The organism is Collimonas sp. PA-H2, assembly GCF_002564105.1.
Classification (GTDB): domain Bacteria; phylum Pseudomonadota; class Gammaproteobacteria; order Burkholderiales; family Burkholderiaceae_D; genus Collimonas.
On the sequence record NZ_PDBX01000001.1, the window covers coordinates 5,207,744 to 5,227,679 of the forward strand.

20 protein-coding genes are annotated in these 19,936 nt (G+C 61.3%); 8 read left to right on the forward strand and 12 right to left on the reverse strand.

The genetic code is table 11. The features are described from left to right. Nucleotides 1-115 precede the first annotated feature (115 nt). The 3 genes from BCF11_RS23860 to BCF11_RS23870 all read left to right on the forward strand — a co-directional run bounded on the left by BCF11_RS23860 (nucleotide 116) and on the right by BCF11_RS23870 (nucleotide 2,732). Nucleotides 116-1,210: an aromatic ring-hydroxylating dioxygenase subunit alpha gene (locus tag BCF11_RS23860; protein WP_098496947.1), complete on the forward strand. Its 1,095-nt coding sequence runs from the start codon at nucleotides 116-118 to the stop codon at nucleotides 1,208-1,210. Nucleotides 1,211-1,366: 156 nt separating this feature from the next. Continuing rightward, on the forward strand, nucleotides 1,367-1,531 hold the full coding sequence (locus BCF11_RS23865) for a rubredoxin (RefSeq protein WP_098497675.1): 165 nt from the start codon (nucleotides 1,367-1,369) through the stop codon (nucleotides 1,529-1,531). Between the two features lie 40 nt (nucleotides 1,532-1,571). Beyond that, nucleotides 1,572-2,732 (forward strand): FAD-dependent oxidoreductase, encoded by a 1,161-nt coding sequence (locus tag BCF11_RS23870; protein WP_098496948.1) that lies wholly within the window; start codon nucleotides 1,572-1,574, stop codon nucleotides 2,730-2,732. A 32-nt stretch (nucleotides 2,733-2,764) separates the two neighbouring features. On the opposite strand, the gene BCF11_RS23875 is transcribed toward BCF11_RS23870, so the two are convergent. Genes BCF11_RS23875 through BCF11_RS23900 form a run of 6 tightly spaced genes read right to left on the reverse strand, consistent with a single transcriptional unit; the run spans nucleotide 2,765 to nucleotide 8,365 of the window. Next, nucleotides 2,765-3,571 carry a phosphate/phosphite/phosphonate ABC transporter substrate-binding protein gene (locus BCF11_RS23875; protein WP_098496949.1) on the reverse strand — a complete coding sequence of 269 codons (807 nt, stop codon included), beginning with the start codon at nucleotides 3,569-3,571 and terminating at the stop codon, nucleotides 2,765-2,767. Further along, nucleotides 3,568-4,353: an ABC transporter permease gene (locus tag BCF11_RS23880; protein ID WP_304441871.1), complete on the reverse strand. Its 786-nt coding sequence runs from the start codon at nucleotides 4,351-4,353 to the stop codon at nucleotides 3,568-3,570. The genes BCF11_RS23875 and BCF11_RS23880 overlap by 4 nt, the downstream gene beginning before the upstream one ends. Then, nucleotides 4,350-5,282: an ABC transporter ATP-binding protein gene (locus BCF11_RS23885; protein WP_098496950.1), complete on the reverse strand. Its 933-nt coding sequence runs from the start codon at nucleotides 5,280-5,282 to the stop codon at nucleotides 4,350-4,352. Before BCF11_RS23885 ends, BCF11_RS23880 begins: the two co-directional genes overlap by 4 nt. Beyond that, entirely contained in the window at nucleotides 5,279-6,499 is a 1,221-nt protein-coding gene (locus BCF11_RS23890; RefSeq protein WP_098496951.1) for an ABC transporter permease, read from the reverse strand. The genes BCF11_RS23885 and BCF11_RS23890 overlap by 4 nt, the downstream gene beginning before the upstream one ends. Beyond that, on the reverse strand, nucleotides 6,496-7,413 hold the full coding sequence (locus BCF11_RS23895; RefSeq protein ID WP_098496952.1) for an ABC transporter substrate-binding protein: 918 nt from the start codon (nucleotides 7,411-7,413) through the stop codon (nucleotides 6,496-6,498). Before BCF11_RS23895 ends, BCF11_RS23890 begins: the two co-directional genes overlap by 4 nt. A 37-nt stretch (nucleotides 7,414-7,450) precedes the next feature. Continuing rightward, a complete protein-coding gene (locus BCF11_RS23900) occupies nucleotides 7,451-8,365 on the reverse strand; it encodes a fatty acid desaturase (protein ID WP_098496953.1) in 915 nt (304 codons plus the stop codon). Between the two features lie 297 nt (nucleotides 8,366-8,662). On the opposite strand from BCF11_RS23900, the gene BCF11_RS23905 reads away from it, so the two are divergent. Both BCF11_RS23905 and BCF11_RS23910 read left to right on the forward strand, forming a co-directional pair. Beyond that, nucleotides 8,663-9,544, forward strand: coding sequence for a prohibitin family protein (locus tag BCF11_RS23905; protein ID WP_098496954.1), 882 nt, complete (start codon nucleotides 8,663-8,665; stop codon nucleotides 9,542-9,544). Between the two features lie 27 nt (nucleotides 9,545-9,571). After that, the gene (locus tag BCF11_RS23910; protein ID WP_199111023.1) at nucleotides 9,572-10,033 is read left to right on the forward strand and encodes a GNAT family N-acetyltransferase; all 462 of its coding nucleotides are present in this window, start codon (nucleotides 9,572-9,574) and stop codon (nucleotides 10,031-10,033) included. A gap of 70 nt (nucleotides 10,034-10,103) precedes the next feature. Here the strand turns inward: BCF11_RS23910 and vioE are convergent, their stop codons facing one another. The 5 genes from vioE to BCF11_RS23935 are packed head-to-tail and all read right to left on the reverse strand — an operon-like array spanning nucleotide 10,104 to nucleotide 17,428. Then, a complete protein-coding gene (vioE, locus tag BCF11_RS23915; protein WP_098496955.1) occupies nucleotides 10,104-10,688 on the reverse strand; it encodes a violacein biosynthesis enzyme VioE in 585 nt (194 codons plus the stop codon). Nucleotides 10,689-10,697: 9 nt separating this feature from the next. Next, a complete protein-coding gene (locus tag BCF11_RS23920) occupies nucleotides 10,698-11,816 on the reverse strand; it encodes a tryptophan hydroxylase (protein WP_098496956.1) in 1,119 nt (372 codons plus the stop codon). Continuing rightward, a complete protein-coding gene (locus BCF11_RS23925; RefSeq protein ID WP_098496957.1) occupies nucleotides 11,816-13,105 on the reverse strand; it encodes an NAD(P)/FAD-dependent oxidoreductase in 1,290 nt (429 codons plus the stop codon). Before BCF11_RS23925 ends, BCF11_RS23920 begins: the two co-directional genes overlap by 1 nt. Before the next feature lies 1 nt (nucleotide 13,106). Then, nucleotides 13,107-16,124 (reverse strand): iminophenyl-pyruvate dimer synthase VioB, encoded by a 3,018-nt coding sequence (gene vioB / locus BCF11_RS23930; RefSeq protein ID WP_098496958.1) that lies wholly within the window; start codon nucleotides 16,122-16,124, stop codon nucleotides 13,107-13,109. Beyond that, nucleotides 16,121-17,428: an FAD-dependent oxidoreductase gene (locus BCF11_RS23935; RefSeq protein ID WP_098496959.1), complete on the reverse strand. Its 1,308-nt coding sequence runs from the start codon at nucleotides 17,426-17,428 to the stop codon at nucleotides 16,121-16,123. The genes vioB and BCF11_RS23935 overlap by 4 nt, the downstream gene beginning before the upstream one ends. Between BCF11_RS23935 and BCF11_RS27785 the strand changes: the two genes are divergently transcribed. From BCF11_RS27785 to BCF11_RS23945, 3 genes are all read left to right on the forward strand, one after another. After that, a complete protein-coding gene (locus tag BCF11_RS27785) occupies nucleotides 17,421-17,744 on the forward strand; it encodes a hypothetical protein (protein ID WP_143751439.1) in 324 nt (107 codons plus the stop codon). The genes BCF11_RS23935 and BCF11_RS27785 overlap by 8 nt on opposite strands. 186 nt (nucleotides 17,745-17,930) lie before the next feature. Beyond that, nucleotides 17,931-18,482, forward strand: coding sequence for a GNAT family N-acetyltransferase (locus BCF11_RS23940; RefSeq protein ID WP_158229268.1), 552 nt, complete (start codon nucleotides 17,931-17,933; stop codon nucleotides 18,480-18,482). Between the two features lie 137 nt (nucleotides 18,483-18,619). After that, nucleotides 18,620-19,417 (forward strand): transporter substrate-binding domain-containing protein, encoded by a 798-nt coding sequence (locus BCF11_RS23945; protein WP_098496961.1) that lies wholly within the window; start codon nucleotides 18,620-18,622, stop codon nucleotides 19,415-19,417. A 9-nt stretch (nucleotides 19,418-19,426) separates the two neighbouring features. Here BCF11_RS23945 and BCF11_RS23950 read toward each other — a convergent pair whose 3' ends face one another. Then, a complete protein-coding gene (locus BCF11_RS23950; protein ID WP_098496962.1) occupies nucleotides 19,427-19,906 on the reverse strand; it encodes an acyl-CoA thioesterase in 480 nt (159 codons plus the stop codon). Between the last annotated feature and the right edge of the window lie 30 nt (nucleotides 19,907-19,936).

Genomic DNA, 19,936 nt, shown 5'->3' on the forward strand with positions numbered 1-19,936 from the left:
GGCGCCGGCCGGCCACAAGCCTGTCTTGGCAGGAAAACCATAATTAACGTTTTTGCCCCTATGGGGAATTTGCAGCTTGCCTCATAGGCGCGCTATAAATTAACTTGGAGAATTGATGTCATATGTGCCTATTTCTATAGCAACCGAATCGCAATACCAGCAACGCCAGCAACAAGAGCAACACAGCGCGCCCGACATCAGCCCGCCGCGCGACAGCACATTCCATCCGGAAGACTGGAAAATCCTCAGCAAATTCTGGTATCCCGTCGCATTTTCCTCTGACCTGACCGACAAGCCGATCGCCGTGCGCCTGCTGGACGAGCGTCTGGTCGCCTATCGCGCCGACGGCAGGGTGGTGATCGCCAAGGATATGTGCGCGCATCGCGGCGTGCCCCTGAGCCTGGGCTGGGTCGAGGGCGAAAACATCGTCTGTCCGTATCACGGACTGCGTTACGGACCGGACGGCAAATGCCGCCATATCCCGTCGCAGCCCGACGGCCATATTTCCGAGCGCCTGAAGATCTGCATGTATCCGACGCAAGAGCGCTACGGCCTGATCTGGACCTCGCTTGGCGGCGGCCACGAAACCTTCCCGGAATTCCCGGCCTGGGATAATCTGGCTTTCCAGCAGATCCTGCCGCCATCGATAGATATCGCCGCTTCGGCCGGACGGCAGGTAGAGGGCTTCATCGACGTCGCCCACTTCGCCTGGATCCATGAAGCGACCTTTGCCGACCGCGACAATCCCTTTGTGCCGCAATATACCGCCGAGCGCACCGAGCGGGGCATGCACGCCGAATACATCAGCACGGTCAGCAATTTCCCCAAGCGCATGCAGCACCGCGCGCCGCCGGACTACCTATGGCGCCGGGTGTTCAATATCGAACTGCCGTTCACCGCCAGCCTGACGGTCGATTTCCCCGAGGGCGGCGTACTGTCTATCCTGAATGCCGCCAGTCCGGTATCGGCCCGGTCGACGCGCCTGTTCGTGCCTATCACGCGCAACTTCGACCAGGACCAGCCCTTGCAGGAGGTGTACGACTTCAATCGCCAGATTTTCGAAGAAGACCGCGCGATCGTTGAAACCCAGCGCCCCGACGATCTGCCGCTGGACCGGGGCGTCGAGGCGCATATCCTGGCTGATCGCTCCTCGGGCGCTTACCGCCGCGCCATGAGCCTGCTCGGCCTGGGCAGCGCGTATTCGGGCTGACCCTCTCGTAACCCTGTAACCCTGTCGTAGGCAAGTTCGCCGCCGGCGCCGGGCAGGCGCCGTCTCTCATTGCCCTGGCCAGGCACTGAGAGCGGCAGCATGGCGCCGCGGCCATCTGAACCAGGCAAGAACCAACGTTATATCGAAGAGAACAATATGCGCAAATGGGAATGTGTAGTGTGCGGCTTCCAGTACGACGAAGCCGAAGGCATGCCGGAACACGGCATCGCACCGGGGACCAGCTGGGAAGATGTTCCGGACACATGGTTCTGTCCTGACTGCGGCGTCGCCAAAGCAGAATTCGAAATGGCGCCGGCCTAGGCCGCAGCCATCGACCGTCATCCAACCAAGAGGTTTCATCATGGCACCAATCATCATCATCGGCAGCGGCATGGCCGGTTACACCGTGGCGCGCGAGTTCCGCAAGCTGAACCGGCAAACGCCGCTCACCATCATCAGCCGCGACTGCGGCAGTTTCTATGCCAAGCCCATGCTGTCGAACGCTTTTCAGCAGGGCAAGGACATGGCAGGACTGGTCAATTTCACGGCGCAGCAAATGGCGGAACAGCTGGACGCTACCGTCCTCAGCCATAGCGAAGTCGACACGATCGAACCAAATAGCCGCAGCATTACCGTGGCAGGGCAGCGCCTGCCGTATAGCGCGCTGGTGCTGGCGGTGGGAGCAGACCAGCGCCAGCTCAGGCTGGACGGCGACGGCGCCGCCGACGTCATGACGGTCAACGACCTGGCCGATTACGGCCGCTTCCGCCAGGCGCTGCATGGAATCCGCCGCGTCGCCATCCTTGGCGCCGGCCTGATCGGCTGCGAATTCGCCAACGACCTGGCCAACGCGCAGTTCGAGGTATCCCTGGTCGATCCGGCCGCTTGGCCGCTGAGCCGCCTGCTGCCACAGCAGGCCGGGCTGGCCATGGCAAACGCCTTGGCCGGGCTCGGGGTGGCGCTACATCTGGGCAAGACGCCGCAAGCCGTTACACGGCGCGACGGCGGCTACACCTTGCGCATGGCCGATGGCGATAGCCTGGAGGTCGAGCGGGTAGTGGCTGCAGTCGGCCTGGCGCCACGGCTGGCGCTGGCGCGCAAGGCCGGGCTGTTTGTCGACCGCGGCATCGTCACCAACGCCTGGCTCTACACCAGTGCGGAGCACGTGTATGCCTTGGGCGATTGCGCCGAAGTGGACGGCTTGCTACTGCCTTACGTCATGCCGATCATGCAGGCAGCGCGGGCGCTGGCCAAAACACTCAACGGCGAGCCGACCCGCGTGGTGTATCCCGCCATGCCGGTGGTGGTGAAAACGCCGGCGCTGGCGGCCGTGATCGTGCCGCCTATCCTGTCGGACGGCCGCTGGGAACCGGCGGAATCCTTGCAGGTAGAGGGCATCGTCACCGGCATGCGCGCGGTGTACACCAACCATCAGGAAGAGGTATGCGGTTTTGCCTTGCTGGGCGAATGCGTCCAGGAAAAAGGCGTCATGCTGAAAACCCTGGAACCCTGGCGCCCTTGAAGCGGCGGCGAAACCGGCCGGCGCCAGACTGGCTACCAGTCGGCCAGGCCGTCTCGCGTGTTTTGTTCGGCCCTGGCCGCGCAGATGCGGTAGTCGCTTTCATCGAGGGCGGAAAAGCCGGTGATACGCATGGCGTCCAGGCTGTCGCGTAGTTTTGGCGTCTGACTTGGCGCTTGACAGCACATGCTCAGTGCCTGCCGCAGTTGCGCCAATGCCGTTGTAGACGTGCTCAGCGAGGTAATCAGCGGCAGGCCAGGCATGGGCTCGGTATAGCCGATAGTGGTCAGCCGCTCGAAGACCTCGGGCTCTTGCCTGCGCAACAGGAAAGCGCTAACGCAATCGAGGGCTGCGATGTCGGCCTCGCCACCGGCAACCATTTGCGCCGAATGGCGATGCGCGCCGCTGAACAGGACCTTGGAAAAGAAGCGACCGTCGCGCGCCAATGACGCAACCGCGCTGCGCAGCGCGTGATAGCCGGATTGCGAATGGCGTTCGTTGCAGGCGGCGACGGCGTCGTGAAATTCAGGCAAGGATGTGCGCTTGTCGTCTTTGCGTACCAGCAAGGCGCTGCTGTAAGCACTCAGCTGGCAGCCAGGCACGTCGAAATGAAATGCCCCGACCACCCGCACCTTGCCGCGCAACAGGGTGGAAATCGGATAGCCGCACGACTGGCTCAGCAGCAGATCGCTGCGCTGCCAATGCCGGAGCAGGTGGTCCGGCTGCGTCAACTCCAGCGGCAGCCGCTGCAGGCCGGCGCGCTGCAAGTTGTCGCGCAAGGCCGACCAGAATGCGCGCAGGCTGGCTGCCGCAAACGGATACATCGGCAGCGCGCAGATCATGCGTCCCCCTGGTCTTGGACGCCGCCCGCGGACTGCGGCGTCCAGCGGCGCGCCAGCAATTCGAACAGCTGGTCGGCCACGATCGCCAGCAAGCCGACCAGCAGCGCGCCCTGGATCACATAGGCGGTGTTGAAGCCGCTGAGGCCGACGATGATCGGCAAGCCCAGGGTTTTTGCGCCCACAGTGGAGGCAATCGCCGCAGTGCCGATATTGATCACTACCGAGGTGCGGACGCCGGCCAGTATCACCGGCGCCGCCAGCGGCAGCTCGACGCGCCACAGGATCTGGCGACGGCTCATGCCGATGCCGCGCGCCACTTCCAGCACCGGCTGCGGGATGGATGACAAGCCGGTGATGGCGGCTTGCGCCACCGGCAGGATGCCGTACATCACCAGCGCGATCAGGGCCGGCGTTTCGCCGAAGCCGACCAGCGGCACGGCCACCGCCAGCACCGCCACCGGCGGGAATGACTGGCTGACGGCCAGCACTGTTTCCAGCAGCGAGCGAAAAGCCTTGCCGGCCGGCCGGGTCACCAGCAAGCCAGCGCCGACGCCGCCCAGTACAGCGATGCCGCCAGAGATAGAGACTATGCGCAGATGCGCCAGCACCAGGGTAAGAAACGAGTCCTGCTGATAGATGGGCCGTTCCAGCTCCGGAAAAACGGCGCTGAACAGCGGGCTTGCCAGCGGCATGCCGAAGATCAGTCCCGCCAGAAGCAAGCTGCTGACAATCAGCCAGCGCTGGCGATACAGAGAATTTCGCGGTTTGCCCGGCCAGCTCAAGTCCGCTCCGTCAGCAAATCTGCAAAATGCAGTACGCCGGCAGACTGGCCGTGTTCATCCACCACCGGCAGGCTGTACACCTTGCGCGTGATGAACGCCGAGAGCGCTTCGCGCAAGCTGCCGTCGCTGCGGATCGGCTCGCCTTCGATGGCGGGCTCGGCGCGCACTCTGGTGGCGATCTTGTCCAGCCCGAGCAGGCGGATGCCGACATCGCTCTGGCCGACAAAATCGCGCACCAGGTCGCTGGCCGGCGCCAGCAGGAAATCGCGCGGCGCGCCTTGCTGCACGATGCGGCCGTGATCCAGCAGCACGATACGCTCGCCCAGCGCCAGCGCTTCGTCGATATCGTGGGTGACCAGCACGATGGTCTTGCCCGAAATGGCGTGGATATTGGCGAGCTCCTGCTGCAAGCTGCTGCGGGTGAGCGGGTCGAGCGCGCCGAACGGTTCATCCATCAGCAGCACTTCCGGATCGGCCGCCAGCGCGCGCGCCACGCCGACTCTTTGCTGCTGGCCGCCGGACAGCTGGTGCGGATAGCGATGCCGGAAGCTCTCCGGCGCCAGGTGCAGCAGCGCCAGCAATTCGTCGACGCGTTGCTGGATCCGTGCTTTCGGCCACTTCAGCAGGGTCGGCACGGCAGCGATATTCTGTTCCACGGTCCAGTGCGGGAACAGGCCGACCGACTGGATCGCATAGCCGATACGGCGCCGCAGCTGCTCCGGCGAATAGTCGGTTATATCCTGTCCCAACAAGCGGATATTGCCGCTGTCCGGCTCCAGCAAGCGGTTGAACAGCTTCAGCAGGGTCGATTTGCCGGAACCGGAACTGCCGATCAGCACCGCCAGCTCGCCGGCGTTGACGGCCAGCGAGACGTTGTCAAGCGCAAGGCGGCCATCGAAGGATTTGCTGATATTCTCGATTTCAATCATTGATTTTCCTGAATTTTCCCGGTAAGCAATGAAATCACCACCTTGAACGCAGCGTCGACGCTGATCGCCAGCAGCACCACCGGAATCACCCCGAGCAGCACCAGGTCCAGCGCGCTGCTGGCCATGCCCTGGAACATCAGCGTGCCGAAGCCGCCGGCGCCGATCAGCGCCGCCACTTCCACCAAACCTACCGCCTGCACGGTGGTGACGCGCACGCCGTTGAGAAATACCGGCAGCGCCAGCGGCAGCTCGACCCGAAAGAAGATCTGCCGCGGCGACATGCCGACGCCGCGGGCCGCCTCGCGCACCGCCGCCGGCACCTGCTGCAGTCCCGCCACGGCGCTGCGGGTCATCGGCAGCAGCGAGTAGAGGATCAGCGCCAGCAAGGCCGGCGCCATGCCGATGCCGCTGATGCCGCTGCGCGGCAGCATCAGGCCGAGCAGGGTCAAGGGACCGATCAGCAGGCCGAACAAGGCAATCGATGGAATCGTCTGTATCACGTTCAAGGCGGGAAACAAGAGCTTGCGCAGGCGCGGGCTGCGGAACGAGAGGACGCCGAAACTGGTGCCGATGACGACCGCCGGCAGCACGGAAAACAGCACCAGCTGCAGATGCCGCAGCAGTGCCTGGTCGAAGCTGTCCAGATGATTGCGGTATTCCTTCAGCAGCGACAGGCTGTCGAGCTGGCCCGTCAGCAGCAGGCCGATCGCCGGCAATGCCGCCAGCGCCACCACCGCGACCTGGGCCGGCAAGGATAGCCGCAGCCCGCGCAAGGCTTCGGCCAGCTGCAGCCAGGCGACCAGCGCCAGCAGCCAGAAGGCGCCGCCGAACGAGACGCGCGCCAGCGAGTCCTCCGCGCCGCTGCGCAAGCGGGCTTCCTGGCCAGCCAGGACCAGCAGGCCGCAGCTGAACAGCGCGGCAGCCAGGATCAGCAATATCCGGCTGCCGCGGCGCGGGCGCAGCCAGGGCGCGGCGAGCAGAAACAGGGCCGGGAGCGCCAGCAGCCAGTACAGACCGGCATGGTTGAACAGTTCGCTGAGATAGATGCCATGGCCGCTGAGCAGCCGGTTGGGCGCAAAAGTCAGCAGCGGCAAGCCGGCGGCGGCAAGGATGGCCGTCGCCGCTAGCAGCAGGTGTACCGGATTGTGCAGTTGGATCGACAGCGGCGCCAGTGTGCCGGAGCGCGGCGGCAGGTTCACCAGGCGCTCTGCCGTCATCGGATAAAGCCCTTGCTGCGCAGATAATCGGCGGCGACCTTGCGCGCATCGCGGCCTTCGATGGCGATGCCGGCATTCAGTTTTTGCAGGGTCGCGCTATCCAGGGAGCTGAATACCGGTTGCAGCAAGGCGGCGATCCTCGGCTCCCTGGCCAAGGCGTCGCTGCGTATCGCCGGCGCCGGCGCGTAGACCGGCTGCACGGCTTTGACGTCATCCAGCGTCGTCAGGCCCAGGGCCGCGACCGCGCCGTCGGTGCCGTAGACCATGGCGGCGTTGACGCCGGAGGTCTGCTCGGCAGCGGCCTTGATGGTGGCGGCAGTGTCGCCGCCGGCCAGGGTCAGCAGCTGGTCTTGTTTCAGCTTGAAGCCGTAGGCGCCTTCAAAGGCCGGCAAGGCGTCCGGACGCTCGATGAATTCGGCCGAGGCGGCCAGCTTGATCTTGCCGCCCTGGCCGATCCAGCGGCCGAGGTCGGCCATGGTCTTGAGTTTGTTGGCTTGCGCGATGTCCTGGCGGATCGCAATCAGCCAGGTATTGTTGGCCGGCGATGGCGTCAGCCATATCACGTGGTTTTTGTCGGCGTCGAGCTTTTTCACCAGCTGATAGCCGGCGCCGGCATTCTTCCAGGCCGGGTTGCTGCCGTCGGCGAAGAAGAAGGCGCCGTTGCCGGTATATTCCGGGTAGATGTCGATACTGCCCGCCAGCAGCGCGCCGCGCACCACCTTGGTGGTGCCTAGCTGCAGGCGGTTGACGGTCTTGATGCCGTTGGCTTCCAGCACCAGCTGGATGACATTGCCCAGCAAGGCGCCTTCGGTATCGATCTTGGAGCCGACGCGGATCGGCTCGGCCGCCTGTGCATGGGAAGTGAGCAGGGTAAAGGCGAACAGGGCGGTCAGGCGGCGGATGGGCAGGTTCATGTGGTCGTCAAGAGGCGGTTTCAAATATCATGCTGCTTCAGGCAAAAGGATGAACATCGGCAATCGCCGGCTTGCTGCGATAGCGCCACAGCAAGGGCAGATAGCCGCGTTCGACGAACCCATCCGACGATTCCAGGTAGCTCTCGCGCTCGGCCAGGTAGGCCAGCCGCAGATGAAACCAGGGCAGTCCGGGATGGAGGTGATGTACCAAATGATAATTCAGATTCAGGAATAATAGGCGCCAAGGCCATGCAGCTTCGTTAATCACCGAGCGCCCGTGTTCGGATTCCACCGCCCGATGTTCGAACAGGGAGCGCACCATGGTCAGGCTGAGTGCCGGATAGGCGATCGCCAATACGTAGAACAAGGGCGATATGCCGGCGTGCTCTAGCACGGTCAGCATTGCGGCCAGCAACAGTCCGTGGCCGCCCCAGGTCAGCGCCGTCTTGCGGTCGCGCGCCAACCACGCGGCGCGGATGGTGCGCGACCACCCCAGCGCCGGACCTATCAGCAGGCGGCCGGCGGACGTGTTGCGGAAGCGGCGCAGGCGCGAGCCGTTGCCGGCGCCGGCCCGGGATACATAATAGGTTTCCGGGTCGATGCCGGGCAGGGTCAGGGTTTCGTTATGGTGATGGTCGAGATGGCTGTCACGGTAGACCGCATAGGGATACCAGACGGCCAGCGGCAACTGGCCGAGCAGGGCGTTGAAACGGGCATTGCGGGTAGGGTGCCCGTGTATCAGCTCATGCTGCAACGACATATACCAGGCCGTCAGCAGAATCAGCAACGGCGTTCCCAGCCATGGGCCCAGCGCCTGCCAATGCAGCACACAGCCTAGCCAGCCGCCGTAGATGGTGGCAATCAGGATCCAGGTCGGCAATTCCAGCCGCGCCCACCAGCCGGCTCTTGTGGCGCGGAAGCGGTTTGAGGGCGTGTGAAATGAAGATGGCATCGGGGCGGCTCTCACTTGACTTTCCGCCAATATATAGTGCGTCTCCGCCAGAGTTGAACGAATCATTTTGAGCATCCATATGCGGATCCTGGACAGCCAGCGAAAACCTTTTGTTGCCCCGACGTTACCTGATTGGCAATGGGCAGTCGTTTCTTGGACAGCTACAAAAAACGGCTACGCCAAGTTGTATTTTTACCACTCGTTATTGCCCTCAGACAAAACCTCGAAAGCATGCAAGAATGCCATCGGTCGGCAGTGGGAGTTGCCGATTCGGGTTTTTCAAACAAGGGGGATTAGATGCTTGATTTACAAAAGAAAAGTTTCATCAAGTTAGGTTTGACTGGATTGGTTTTATTGATTGTGGTGCTATGGCTGTGGCCGTTCGGTTCTGTGCCTACCGGCAACCGCGGCGTGGTGACATCGTTCGGCAAGATCGTCGGTATCGAGAATGAGGGGCTGGTGATCCTGCCGCCATGGAAGAAACTGACCATCTTCAGCATCCGCGCCGAGCGCGCCGACGTTGAAGACGCCGAGGGCAGCACTTCGGATACCCAGCCGGTCAAGGTCAGCATGACGGTGCGTTATTCGATTTCCACCAACAGTGTCGCCGAAGTCTATGAGAAGTACAGCCATGACGGCGATCTCTCATCGTATGTACAGACCGCGACGCAGGAAGTGTTCAAGGCAGTCACGGCGAAATACAGCGCGCCCGACCTGATCGCCCGCCGTTCGCAGGTGAGCACGGACATCAGCGCCTCCTTGCGCGACAAGCTGAAAATCTACGGCGCCCAGGTGATCGGCATCGATATGCGGACCTTTTCTTTCTCACCTTCCTATATGGCGGCGATCAACGAAAAAGTCACCCAGGAGCAGTTGCGCCTGGGCGCGGAAAACAAGCTGAAGACCGTGGAGGCCGAGCAAAAGCAGAAAGTGGCGGTTGCTGAAGCAGAGGCCCAGGCGATGCGGGCCAGCGCCGACGGCGAAGCCTACTCGCAATTGAAGATCGCCACCGCGCAGGCGGACGCGCTGAAGATTCAAAACGCCGCGCTGGCACAAAACAAGGATGTGCTGGAACTGCGCCGGATCGAGGTCGACATGGTCAGGGCCAAGCAATGGAAGGGTGACGTCCCGACCACCATGTATGGCTCGGCGCCGATTCCATTCGTGACTAATAAATAGCTGTAAACTGCCCTAAAGGAAGCCGCCATGATGGAATTCAGGCATGCCGCAAAAGAGGATCTGGCGTCGATCGTGCGCCTGCTGGCCGACGATACGCTGGGAGCCAGTCGGGAACGGTATGAGGAACCCTTGCCGCAGGCTTACGCCCAGGCTTTTTCGGCGATCCAAAACCAGCAAGGCAATTTCATCCTGCTGGCGGTCGAAGACGCTGAAGTCGTCGGCTGCCTGCAGCTGACCTTGATACCAGGGCTGGCGCGCCTGGGCATGACCCGGGCGCAGATAGAAGGCGTCCGGATTTCCAATGCCCATCGGGGCAAAGGCATAGGCGAAGCGCTGTTCCGGCACGCCATCGCTTATGCCCGGGAACAAGGTTGCGGACTGGTCCAGCTGACCACCGACAAAAGCCGCGGCGACGCCCATCGCTTCTATCAGCGCCTGGGTTTTGCCGACAGCCACGTAGGCATGAAATTGATGCTTGTCGACGATTGAGCGGGGCCTGCCTGGACACTGCCGAGAAAATCGGCAGCCAGGCGGGTTTGTCCTGCGGCGCAACGCCTACTTAGCCACCCGCTTGCTGCGTGAACACGCTTTCCGCGATGTCGCCCGCAAGGAAATTGGGGAAGTCGCGCACTGAAAGATGCTGTTGGTCGTTGCCGGTGACCATGCGCAGCAGGCGGTTGCTGCCGGCCTGCAGGTAGAAGGCCGATGGCACCTTGCCCGGCCGCTCCACGATCCAGGCGTCTGCCGCCTGGCCCAGCACGGTGTGACAGCCGTCATGATGCGCATCGCCGTCAAGCAGTATCGCCTGCGGCAGGAACAAATCGTGGAACGGCGTTATCTCGTCCGCCAGCGCCGTCTCGTAAAGATTGACGCCCGCAGCCGTCGCTTCCCTGGCATAAGCTAGTTTCTGCTTGCGGCTTTGGCTACGCCTGGCGTCGCCGATTTCCGACATCCAGAGCCGGTACCCTTTATCCTTTTCCGGCCAAGGATTGAACAAGCCGTCGATGCGGCAGATATTGCGGCCATAGTCGAACCAGCAATAGCCGGAGGTGACCTGGTCTTCCTCCTGCATCGGCGACCAATAGGAAATATAGGCACTGCTCCATTGCATCGGCAGTAGCGGCGGCGCGGCGTGTGCTGGCATGGCGGCTCCTTATCTGCCCAGGGCGTAGCCAAGGCTGGCCATCAGCGCTTCTTGCAGCGACGGCAAGTCTTTGCGGCGGGCGTCGAAGCTGGCGGTCAGCTCCGCATTGCTCAGGCCGATGCGCTCGCCCACGGTTTCAAACCACAGGCGGCTGCTGTTGGCATGGTCCTTGAACAGCCGCACCAGCGGCAGCGCGCGGGCGTTGAAGCTATCCATGGCGGCAGCCGTGCTGGCTTCGGAGTTGAGGGTTTGCACCAGCAACTGGGCGACCACCACCGCCAAGGTGGTGCCATGGCCGATCGAGAAGTGGCCGGATTGCAGCGCATCGCCGATCAGGACGAACTTGCCGTCATAGGCCAGGTCGTGGCTCAGGGTCATGAAGTTGCGCCAGCCCTGGCCCGGCTGGCTGACCAGCCCGTGCTCGCCCAGTTCGGCCTTGAAGGTCTTGGCGATATAGGCTGCGGCTTCTCGCTCGGAATGCATCTCCAGCTCGGCCTTGGCATAAGTCTGTTCGCTGCACTCGACGATAAAGGTGCTCATCGTATCCGAGTATTTGTAGGCATGGCCGATGAAAACGCCTTTGTCATTGCCGCGGAACACCAGGTTCATCTGGTCGAACAGCTGGCTGGTACCGTACCAGATATATTTATTGCGGCCGAAGTCGACCTGCGGCGTCAACGCGGCCGGCAGCTCCAGCGATATGTGGTTGACGCCGTTGGACACCACTACCAGGTCGTACTCGGCTTCCAGCTGCGCCTTGCTCGCCAGCGGCGTTTCGTAATTGACCGCGATGCCGGCCGCCACGCACTTGGCGCGCAACGCCTGCACCAGGGCTCGGCGTTCGACGCCGCACAGGGTTACGCCTGTGCTCATCAGGTTGGGCTGGTCGTGGTGCACCAGCTTGAATTCTTCCAGGAACTGCGGATTGAGCAGTTCCGGCTGCTCCAGGTAGGAGAGCGGGTTGGCGGGATGGCGTGGCGGCCGTCCCGGCAGCACCACGCCCCAGCCCAGCACTTCTTCTTGAGTGTTCTTTTCCGCGATGCTGATATCCCAGCCGGGTTTGGCTTGCTTCATTTGACTGGCAAATATCAGCCCTGCCGGTCCGGCGCCGATGACGAGAATTTTCATTAATTTACCCTTCCAAGTTTGTACCAAACGTTTTGCTTCTTCTGGATTTGCTGCAGCTGATCGTAGGGAACCGATGTGAAGTACAGTTTCTCCGCCATGTCGGGCGGATAAACGCGGGGGAATTTCTTGTGCATGTAGCGGGTGTACCGGGTCTGCAGGAAGAAAATCAGGTTAGGGTTGCTCAGCGCTTCGTAGTTGGCGATCGCCATGTCCTGCATGGCGTCCGCCTGCACCTTGCGCTGGCGGGTGAAATCAGCCAATGCAGGGGCCAGCGCCTCGCCGTGCTTTTCCAGCAAGCTCACCATTACGTAGACGTCTTCCAGCGCCATGTTCATGCCTTGTCCGAGGAAGGGAGCAGTGGCATGCGCCGCATCGCCGATCAGCAAGACATTGCCCTTGTAGTGGAAGGTGCTGGAACGGACATTGATGAGGTCGTTGCTGGGCAGGGCGATGAACTGGTTCAGCATCTCCAGCCTGCTGGCCGGCGGCAGGCTGCCGAAGTAGCGGCTGAAGAAGCCTGCCATGACATCGCGATTATGTGAGCTAAGGCTGGGTGCGCCGGAATAGGGCAGGCAAATGGCGAAGCTGATGCTGCCGTCCGGGATGGTGGCCGCGCGGCCGGCGAACTGACCCTGGGAATCCATGCCGAAAAAATACAGCAAGTCCTTCCTGAAACCGAGTTCGGCGGCATTCGGCAGCACCAGCGTCTTGTAGCCGTGGCGGAAGAAACTCTGCCTGAATTCAAAGCGTCGCATGCCGCTTTGCATGGCGCGCCGCACCGCCGAATGAGCGCCGTCGGCGCCGATGATCAGGTCGCCATGCAGATGCTGCAAGGTACCGTCCTGGCCCTGGATCAATACCGACTTCTGTTCCAGGTCGACATCCAGGCATTTATGCTCAAAGTAATATTTCACCTTGTGCATGGCTGCGTACTTGTTTAACAGCCGCTGGAACGCGGTCCGGTCCAGCGACAGCGGAAACAGGCCTTCCAGCGGCGTCAGTTCGCGCACCTTGTATTGACCACGCACGGAAAACGCCATGCCAACGATGGGCTCGCCGCATTGCTCCAGTTCCTGCTTGCTGATGCCGGCCGCCAGCACGGCCTTGATGCCGCGCACGGTCATGCTGACGCCGATGGCGCGCGAGCTGAGCGGATCGGCGGATGCCGAATTTTCCTGCAGCGGATCGCCGCGCTTTTCGACGACATGGACGTCGTGTCCGCGTTGCGCCAGATAGATAGCGCTCAGGCTACCTGCCAGACCGCCGCCTACGATGATGATTTTGTGCATTTCAAGCCTCTCTTGACATCTTTCCCCGAGATAAGTCGGTCAGTTGCTGATTAAAGAATTCCAACATTTCTATCTGCGCGTTGCCGACCACGCCAGCTTCAAGGCTGCGGGCGTAGTGCGCCAGCGCCAGGCATTTCTGCGCCAGCATGTCGCATCCCAGGCTGTAGTCGCTGCTGACCTTGCCGCTGAGCGGCTCGGGTACCGGTGGTCCGGCATTGCGGCCGGGAAGCCCGGATGGCATGTTCATCAGGGCGGCCGACAAGGGCCGCAGCAAACCTGTCATGATGTCGATGGAAGCATTCATCAGGCGCGAACGGCGCAGGCTGCCCAGCGGCTTTTGCGCGAAATGGTGCGCCATCAGCAAGAAGGCCAGTTCATAGCAGCCTTGATAAAGCTGCATCAGCGAACGGGCTTTGGCATCCGTTACCTGGATGCAGTCCGCGCGCGCTTCCAGTACAGGGTTTTTCAAGGCCGGCACAGCCGGCTCGAACGGCTTGGCCCTGGCGGAAAAAGTGGCGGCCATGGCGCGCAGCCTTTGGAAATGCGAGGAGGCGAAATGCGGAGAATCGACCGCAACGCCTTCGCCTTGCTCGGTGACGAAGTCGATGGCGAACAGCGCGCTGTCGCGGTCGTAGACTTCCAGCTGGTAGCCGGGATAGGCGCGGTTGGTCAACTCTTTCAGGAACAGATGGTGTTCGCCACCGCGCTTGCCGCCGTTGGCGTCGAACAGGTCCGGCAGATCGGCCAAGGCTTGGTGGATGGCTGCGTAAAACGTGGCGATCGATTTCCCGGGCGTGGGAATATAGTCAGGCCACTCGAAACGCACGAATTTGGCCAGCACGTGCTCGGAAAACGGTTCGAAGGAAAATTCCGTATCCAGGCCGAAGCGCTGCCGCGCCTGCTGCCCCAGCACCGGGGCGCCAGCGTGGAACGGTTCGCCCAGCGCCATCAGCACATTGTTCACCATCAGATAATGGATCATTTCTTCATGTGCGATTTCCAGCAAGGCGCCGCGTGCGCCGCTGTTACGGCGCCGCTCTTCCGTACCGCAGGCCAGTTCCAGCTCAGCCGGTTGCCAATGGCCAGCCTCGACCAGCTTCAGTCCTTGTTCGTAATTGGGGATGGAATAGGCGGCATACAGATACTGCAGCATGAGCGACAGCTCCAGGTCTATCGCCTTCTTCAGCTCCTCGATCAACTCTCCCTTGCAGCTGATGACCTGCGCTGCGCCAGGCTCGGGAAGCGCGGTCTTGGCGGCGGCTTCGACCTGGGTCAGGTACTTCAAGAACAACTTGGACTTCGGCAGGGACAGCTCGCGGGTGCTAGGCATGTAGTAGCTTTTGTCGCGATTCTGCGGATCGCACATCTGCCACATCAGGCGCGAATAGGTTTCGCATTTGCAGTGGTCCGCCAGGCTGAACACCTTGTCCGACATGAATGGGTAGACCAGCTCGTAATAGCTCATCACATGCCGGTAGAGGAAGGCATAGTCGACCTGCTCGGCGGGCACCTCGTCCAGATGCCAGTCGTCGGGCAACACCCGGGCGCCGATGAACTGCCTTTGCTTGCCTTCGCCCAGCATGATGCGGGTGGCGCCGGAACGTCTGCCGGTAAGCGTCAGTTCCGCGTAGCCATCTCCTTGCGCAGAGGGCTTCAGCTGCATGGCCAGCATCTCGGCGTCTTCCGCCTCCGCCTTCAGGGCTGGATGCGCCGCCAGCTCACCACGGAAGCGGCATTGTATGGTGATCGTCTGCGGAAAGTCCTGCTGCTTCAGCCGGTTGGGAGCTTCAAGATACAGATGGTTGCTGTCTGATTGCAGCACCCAGTCGGCTTCTTCCCACTGCGCCTGCGCATTACCCAGGCTCAGCGAGGCAGTGGCTGTGGCGGCGTGCCGCAGCGGCACATCGAATACGCCAAGGCGACGCCAATGGTCCAGATACAGCTGTTCGGGGATCCTGGCTATCAGGGTCCCAGATGCGCCATGCAGCATGAGATCGCCCAGTGCCAGCTTGCCGCCCAAGGCATGCGTGGGATGCAGTTCGGACACGGCGCTAGCGTTGCGGGTGGTGAAGGGTACGGCGGTCGGCATATTGATCGAGACGCGGTCAGCATGGATTTTCACCAGCACCGGTCCCAGGCTGCTCTGGCGCGGCAGCAGCAGGCGGCCGGCCGGATAGGTAGCCAGCTCGTGCCGGCGCCATAAGCCGATGCTGCCTGCCAGGTCGTAAAACACCGGCGAATCCGGCTTTTGCGGCGTCGACATGTTGAACAGCGCGTACTGGACCGTCAGCCCCAGCACATCTTCGTCCTCCAGCGCCTGCTGCAAGGCGCGCAGGCTGGCGGGCAGCGGTGTGTCAGCATTGAAAAGAAAGTTTCGGTCCTGCTTGGCCACGGAAAACTGGAACAGCCGGGAACGGCCGAATTCCTCGTCAAGAAAATGCCCGCTACGCTCGGTGATATGGCCGCTGCCGGCCCAGCGTACCGAGTGCGCCTGCGGGATGTCGGCCGTGAGCAGGGTCGGGGTGTTGGCAGTGGCCTGCTTGCCGCTCAGCGTGAACTGGCCGGCGTATATCAGTGTGGTGTCTGGCTGGCCGGGATTATTGTCGACCCATCTGGCGCGGTTGAAAGTGGTCCGCAGATAGTCGTTGTAGTGTCCCCACAAGGCCAGCTTGGCGCCCACCAGGTTGTCTTCCGTGTCGACTTCTTCCGCGTTCAACTGGACACCCGTGATCCTGGCGTTTTCCCAGGAAAAATGATTGTTGCCGCAAAAATTGTAGCCTGCCGCCTGGCTGAATATGCCTTCCGGATCCGGCTTGCCAGCGGCGTTGAACCTGGGCGCGAGCTGTTTCAGATGCGCATGGAATTCAGACGGCGCCCGACGCAGGTCGAAGGGTTCGCCCGCAATCGATACGACATTGGTGGCGATGTCGATATGGCCGTGGGTGTTGCGATTTGCGGTCGGCACATTGGCGCGGGCAAATCCTCGAAAATGGAAACGAGGAAAATCAAGAATGCTCATGCGCGTTCGGTAGAGGAGGTTGTGAGCGTTTCGTCGCTGCCGGATTCTTCGGTCAGTTCGGCAAGCCGTTCCAGCAGCAGGCGGCTGGCTTGCTGGGCGCTGATCAGGCCGCCTTCCATCCAGCCGCAATGCGAGGTGTAAGCGTCCGAGCAGGCGATGATGCCGTCCTGGTGGAGCAGGGCGGCGGGGTGCTCAGCTTCCGGCTCCAGGCAGAATTCGACGCCATGCGGCCAATGTTTGTAAAAGTGAGCTTTGATGTCCGGCAGCGGCTGGCCGTTGAGCGGCAGCACTTCTTCCAGGCAGCTGCGGACGCGCTCCAGGTAGACGTTTTCACCTTGCGCCAGGCTGTCCCGCCAATAGGTGGCGCTTTCGCTGTCGGTATAGAACAGCAGGTATTTGTCGCTCTTGAAGTAGATCTTCCTTAGAGGATTGTCGGCCATCAGGACTTTGTCGGTCAGTCCGAGTTGTTGCCACCAGGCCTTGTCGAAAGTCAGGAATCCTTTGAACAAAGGCAGGGAATCATATTGGTAAGGACTCCAGTTGGCGGGGAAATCCAGATTCAGGCGCGCCATGGCGGATGGCGGGATGGTCATGATCAGATGACGCGCCCGGTGCATCTGCGTATCGCCCTTGTGGCTGAAGGCGAGGATATGGTCTGCGCCGGATTTTTCAACCGACAGCAGGCGACGCTCCAGCTGGAATTCAACGCCGGCGGCCTGCGCCTGGCGTTGCAGCTGGCCCAGCAGCTGGCTGTAGCCGTCGGTAGCATACAGCCACTGGTTGCCGGCGTTTTCGGTAAAGTTTTGCGTTTCCGGGTGTTTTTTAATGATGTCGTAGGCCATCGATGCCGAGACTATCGGCAGCAGCAAGGCGTCATAGCCCGTGGCCTTGATGATGCGGGTGGCTTCGGCGACGCCCAGGTAGTGGCTGACGAATTCGAGGAAGGAATCCTCGGGATGTTCCTTCAGCATGGAACTCAAGCCGAGCAAGGTGGCCTTCAGCTTTTCCTGCATGCGGTCATGGAATACTGCTTGCGTGAAAGGATAGACCGCATGTGGATCGCCGCTGGCTTGCATGAGCTGCTGGAAATGCGGATGCAATTGCGGCGAGTAGCGAGCGGCGCCGAGTTCGGCGATTTCCTCGCCATCGATTTTCCTCGACTGGATGCGGCCGCCCACCGTGGCGTTCAGGTCGAATACTCGCATGCTTAGATTCTTGCTGGCGTCGGCGTTGATCAATCGGCTTGCACAAGTCAGTCCTCCTATGCCGGCGCCAACAATGCAGATATCAGAATAATTGCTCATCCAGAATTCCTTTTTAGTTAATCAAGAAGCGATAACCAAAATGTCCCAGCCGCGTCTCAACGATTCGACAGACGTTGTGTTGCCGCCCGATTGGCTGGCGTTGCCGGCCAGGGGCGAAGCGCGCCTGCCGAAAATTGGCGTGGTTCAAGAATGGTCGATTTTGGATAGCGCTGTTTCTCGATTCCAGGCCGATGGCCCGCCGGTTGCGTGGCAACCGGGTGATGTTCAAGAAAAAATGCCGTCTGCGAATTCACCTACACGCATCTCGTTGCCGTCCCCCGGACCCACGCGAAAACGCAGCGCTGGCAGCGCATGACCGGGATTCTTTCCTACCGCTAAAAAGACAGCGTGACTTTACATTCACAAATTTGTAAGCGTCACTGTCAAGCTTTACAGGTCTCAAACTTACTGCCCCGTACAGTGTTTGCAACGATGCGGGATGGCGCGGTGCGGCCAGAAGGTGGCGCTGCGCTGGTATAGAATCTGCCGACAGGAGGCCGGCATGATTACTTTTGAATTGAGCTGCAAGGTGGATGAGCTTGAACAAATCGTTGATTTGCAGCGCTTGAACCGGCTGGATGCCGTGGCGGCCGAACTGCGCGGCACGGAGGGATTCGTGACCATGGAATATACCGTCGACGAACTGCAGCTGATGCGTGGCGCTTATCGGCATGTCCTTGCAAAATGCGACGGCGCCGTGATCGGCTATGCCCTGGTCATGCTGAAGGAATGCCGCACTTCATTTCCTTTTCTCGACAATATGTTCCGGGATGCGGAGGCCGCCGTTTTCAACGGCATGCCGATGCGTGACAATGCCTACTTCGTCATGGGGCAGGTTTGCGTCGGCCAGGCATTTCGCGGCCAGGGCGTTTTCAGGAAATTGTACGAAACCTTGAGAGCGCAGATGCGCGCTGACTTTGATTTCGTGGTCACCGAAGTCTCGCTGCAGAATCCGCGCTCCATGCGCGCACATCAGAGGGTAGGGTTCAGAGACATCGCGGAGGCGGACGCCGAGCCGTCGGAATGGCGTGTGATCGTATGGGACTGGAGCTGAAAAATCCCGTAGTTGCAGGTACTTGAGTGCGGCGCCGGATAATTACGGCTTGTGGCATATTTATTGCGTAAGATTGCATGTGGCCAGCAGTCCCGTGGGACTATCCCTACGCAAACCTCTTCATTCAGGGGAATCTGATGAGAATTTTCAAGTTGCTGTTCCTGTTAGTCCTCAATTGGCAGATCCTGGGGGTGCAGAGCGCGCATGCCGACGGCTTGGGCGATATCCAGAAGCGCGGCGTCCTGCGCATTGCTGTGCCCCAGGATTTTGCACCATTCGGATCCGTCACCGCGGACCTCAAACTGCAGGGACTCGACATCGACGTGGCAACGCTGATCGCCGGGAACATGGGCTTGAAACTGGAGCTGGTGCCGGTCACCAGCGCCAACCGCATCGCCTACCTGCAGACACACAAGGCCGACCTGGTGATTTCCACCTTGGGCAAGAATGCCGAACGCGAGAAAGTCATTGCCTTTTCCCAGCCGTATTCGCCCTATAACAACAGTGTGTTCGGTCCGGCCGCCGTCAAGGTCGCCGGTCCTGCCGACCTGGCCGGCAAAAGCGTCGGCGTGGCGCGCGGAACCTTCCAGGACAGCCAGCTGACCGAAACGGCGCCGGCCAGCGCCACCATCAAGCGCTATGAAGACAACAACGGCATGATCTCGGCGTACCTGGCAGGGCAGGTGCAACTGGTCGGCACCGGCGATTTTGTCGCCGTTGCGCTGGCCGCAAAGACAACGGGCAACAAGCCGCAGATGAAGTACATCATCCAGGAATCCGCCTGCTATGTCGGCCTGCTCAAGGAGGAGCCGGCATTGATGGCAGCCGTCAATGCCGCGCTGACAAAGGCGAAGAAGGACGACGAACTGAATGCCATTGTGAAAAAATGGCTGAATATCCCGCTGCCGGAAAAAATGACAAGGCAGTTCGACTGAACGCCAGGATCAGGCCGACTTGACTTCCTCGAAGCGCCGCGCCAACTCCTGGCGCAGCTGCTTGCGCAGGATAGCGTCTTCAAAGCGCCGCTTCTCTTCCGCGCTGAACGGCCGCAGCGGCGGCACGGCGATCGGCCGCCGTTCATGGTCCACCGCCACCATCGTGAAAAAGCAGCTGTTGACATGCCGCACCACTTGGGTGCGGATGTCCTCGGCCACCACCTTGATGCCGACCTCCATCGATGAAGTACCGGTGTGATTGACGCTGGCCAGGAAACTGACCAGTTCGCCGACATGGATAGGCTGGCGGAAAGTCACCTGGTCTACGCTCAGGGTCACCACGTATTGCGCCGCGTAGCGGCTGGCGCAGGCATAGGCGACCTGGTCGAGCAGCTTGAGAATGGCGCCGCCATGCACATTGCCGGAAAAATTGGCCATGTCCGGGGACATCAGTATGGTCATGGTGAGCTGGTGGGATGGCATATCCATAGTTGACGAATTTTCTCTTTGTTCTTAAGG

Bases quoted from the DNA above. Each gene is read 5' to 3' on its own strand.
- BCF11_RS23910 (WP_199111023.1), top strand. From the start codon at position 9,572: ATGATGGAATTCAGGCATGCCGCAAAAGAGGATCTGGCGTCGATCGTG.
- BCF11_RS23875 (WP_098496949.1), bottom strand. From the start codon at position 3,571: ATGATCTGCGCGCTGCCGATGTATCCGTTTGCGGCAGCCAGCCTGCGC.
- BCF11_RS23890 (WP_098496951.1), bottom strand. From the start codon at position 6,499: ATGACGGCAGAGCGCCTGGTGAACCTGCCGCCGCGCTCCGGCACACTG.
- vioE (WP_098496955.1), bottom strand. From the start codon at position 10,688: ATGCCAGCACACGCCGCGCCGCCGCTACTGCCGATGCAATGGAGCAGT.
- BCF11_RS23885 (WP_098496950.1), bottom strand. From the start codon at position 5,282: ATGATTGAAATCGAGAATATCAGCAAATCCTTCGATGGCCGCCTTGCG.
- BCF11_RS23870 (WP_098496948.1), top strand. From the start codon at position 1,572: ATGGCACCAATCATCATCATCGGCAGCGGCATGGCCGGTTACACCGTG.
- BCF11_RS23945 (WP_098496961.1), top strand. From the start codon at position 18,620: ATGAGAATTTTCAAGTTGCTGTTCCTGTTAGTCCTCAATTGGCAGATC.
- BCF11_RS23895 (WP_098496952.1), bottom strand. From the start codon at position 7,413: ATGAACCTGCCCATCCGCCGCCTGACCGCCCTGTTCGCCTTTACCCTG.
- vioB (WP_098496958.1), bottom strand. From the start codon at position 16,124: ATGAGCATTCTTGATTTTCCTCGTTTCCATTTTCGAGGATTTGCCCGC.
- BCF11_RS23940 (WP_158229268.1), top strand. From the start codon at position 17,931: ATGATTACTTTTGAATTGAGCTGCAAGGTGGATGAGCTTGAACAAATC.
- BCF11_RS23865 (WP_098497675.1), top strand. From the start codon at position 1,367: ATGCGCAAATGGGAATGTGTAGTGTGCGGCTTCCAGTACGACGAAGCC.
- BCF11_RS23900 (WP_098496953.1), bottom strand. From the start codon at position 8,365: ATGCCATCTTCATTTCACACGCCCTCAAACCGCTTCCGCGCCACAAGA.
- BCF11_RS23950 (WP_098496962.1), bottom strand. From the start codon at position 19,906: ATGGATATGCCATCCCACCAGCTCACCATGACCATACTGATGTCCCCG.
- BCF11_RS23905 (WP_098496954.1), top strand. From the start codon at position 8,663: ATGCTTGATTTACAAAAGAAAAGTTTCATCAAGTTAGGTTTGACTGGA.
- BCF11_RS23935 (WP_098496959.1), bottom strand. From the start codon at position 17,428: ATGAGCAATTATTCTGATATCTGCATTGTTGGCGCCGGCATAGGAGGA.
- BCF11_RS23925 (WP_098496957.1), bottom strand. From the start codon at position 13,105: ATGCACAAAATCATCATCGTAGGCGGCGGTCTGGCAGGTAGCCTGAGC.
- BCF11_RS23920 (WP_098496956.1), bottom strand. From the start codon at position 11,816: ATGAAAATTCTCGTCATCGGCGCCGGACCGGCAGGGCTGATATTTGCC.
- BCF11_RS23860 (WP_098496947.1), top strand. From the start codon at position 116: ATGTCATATGTGCCTATTTCTATAGCAACCGAATCGCAATACCAGCAA.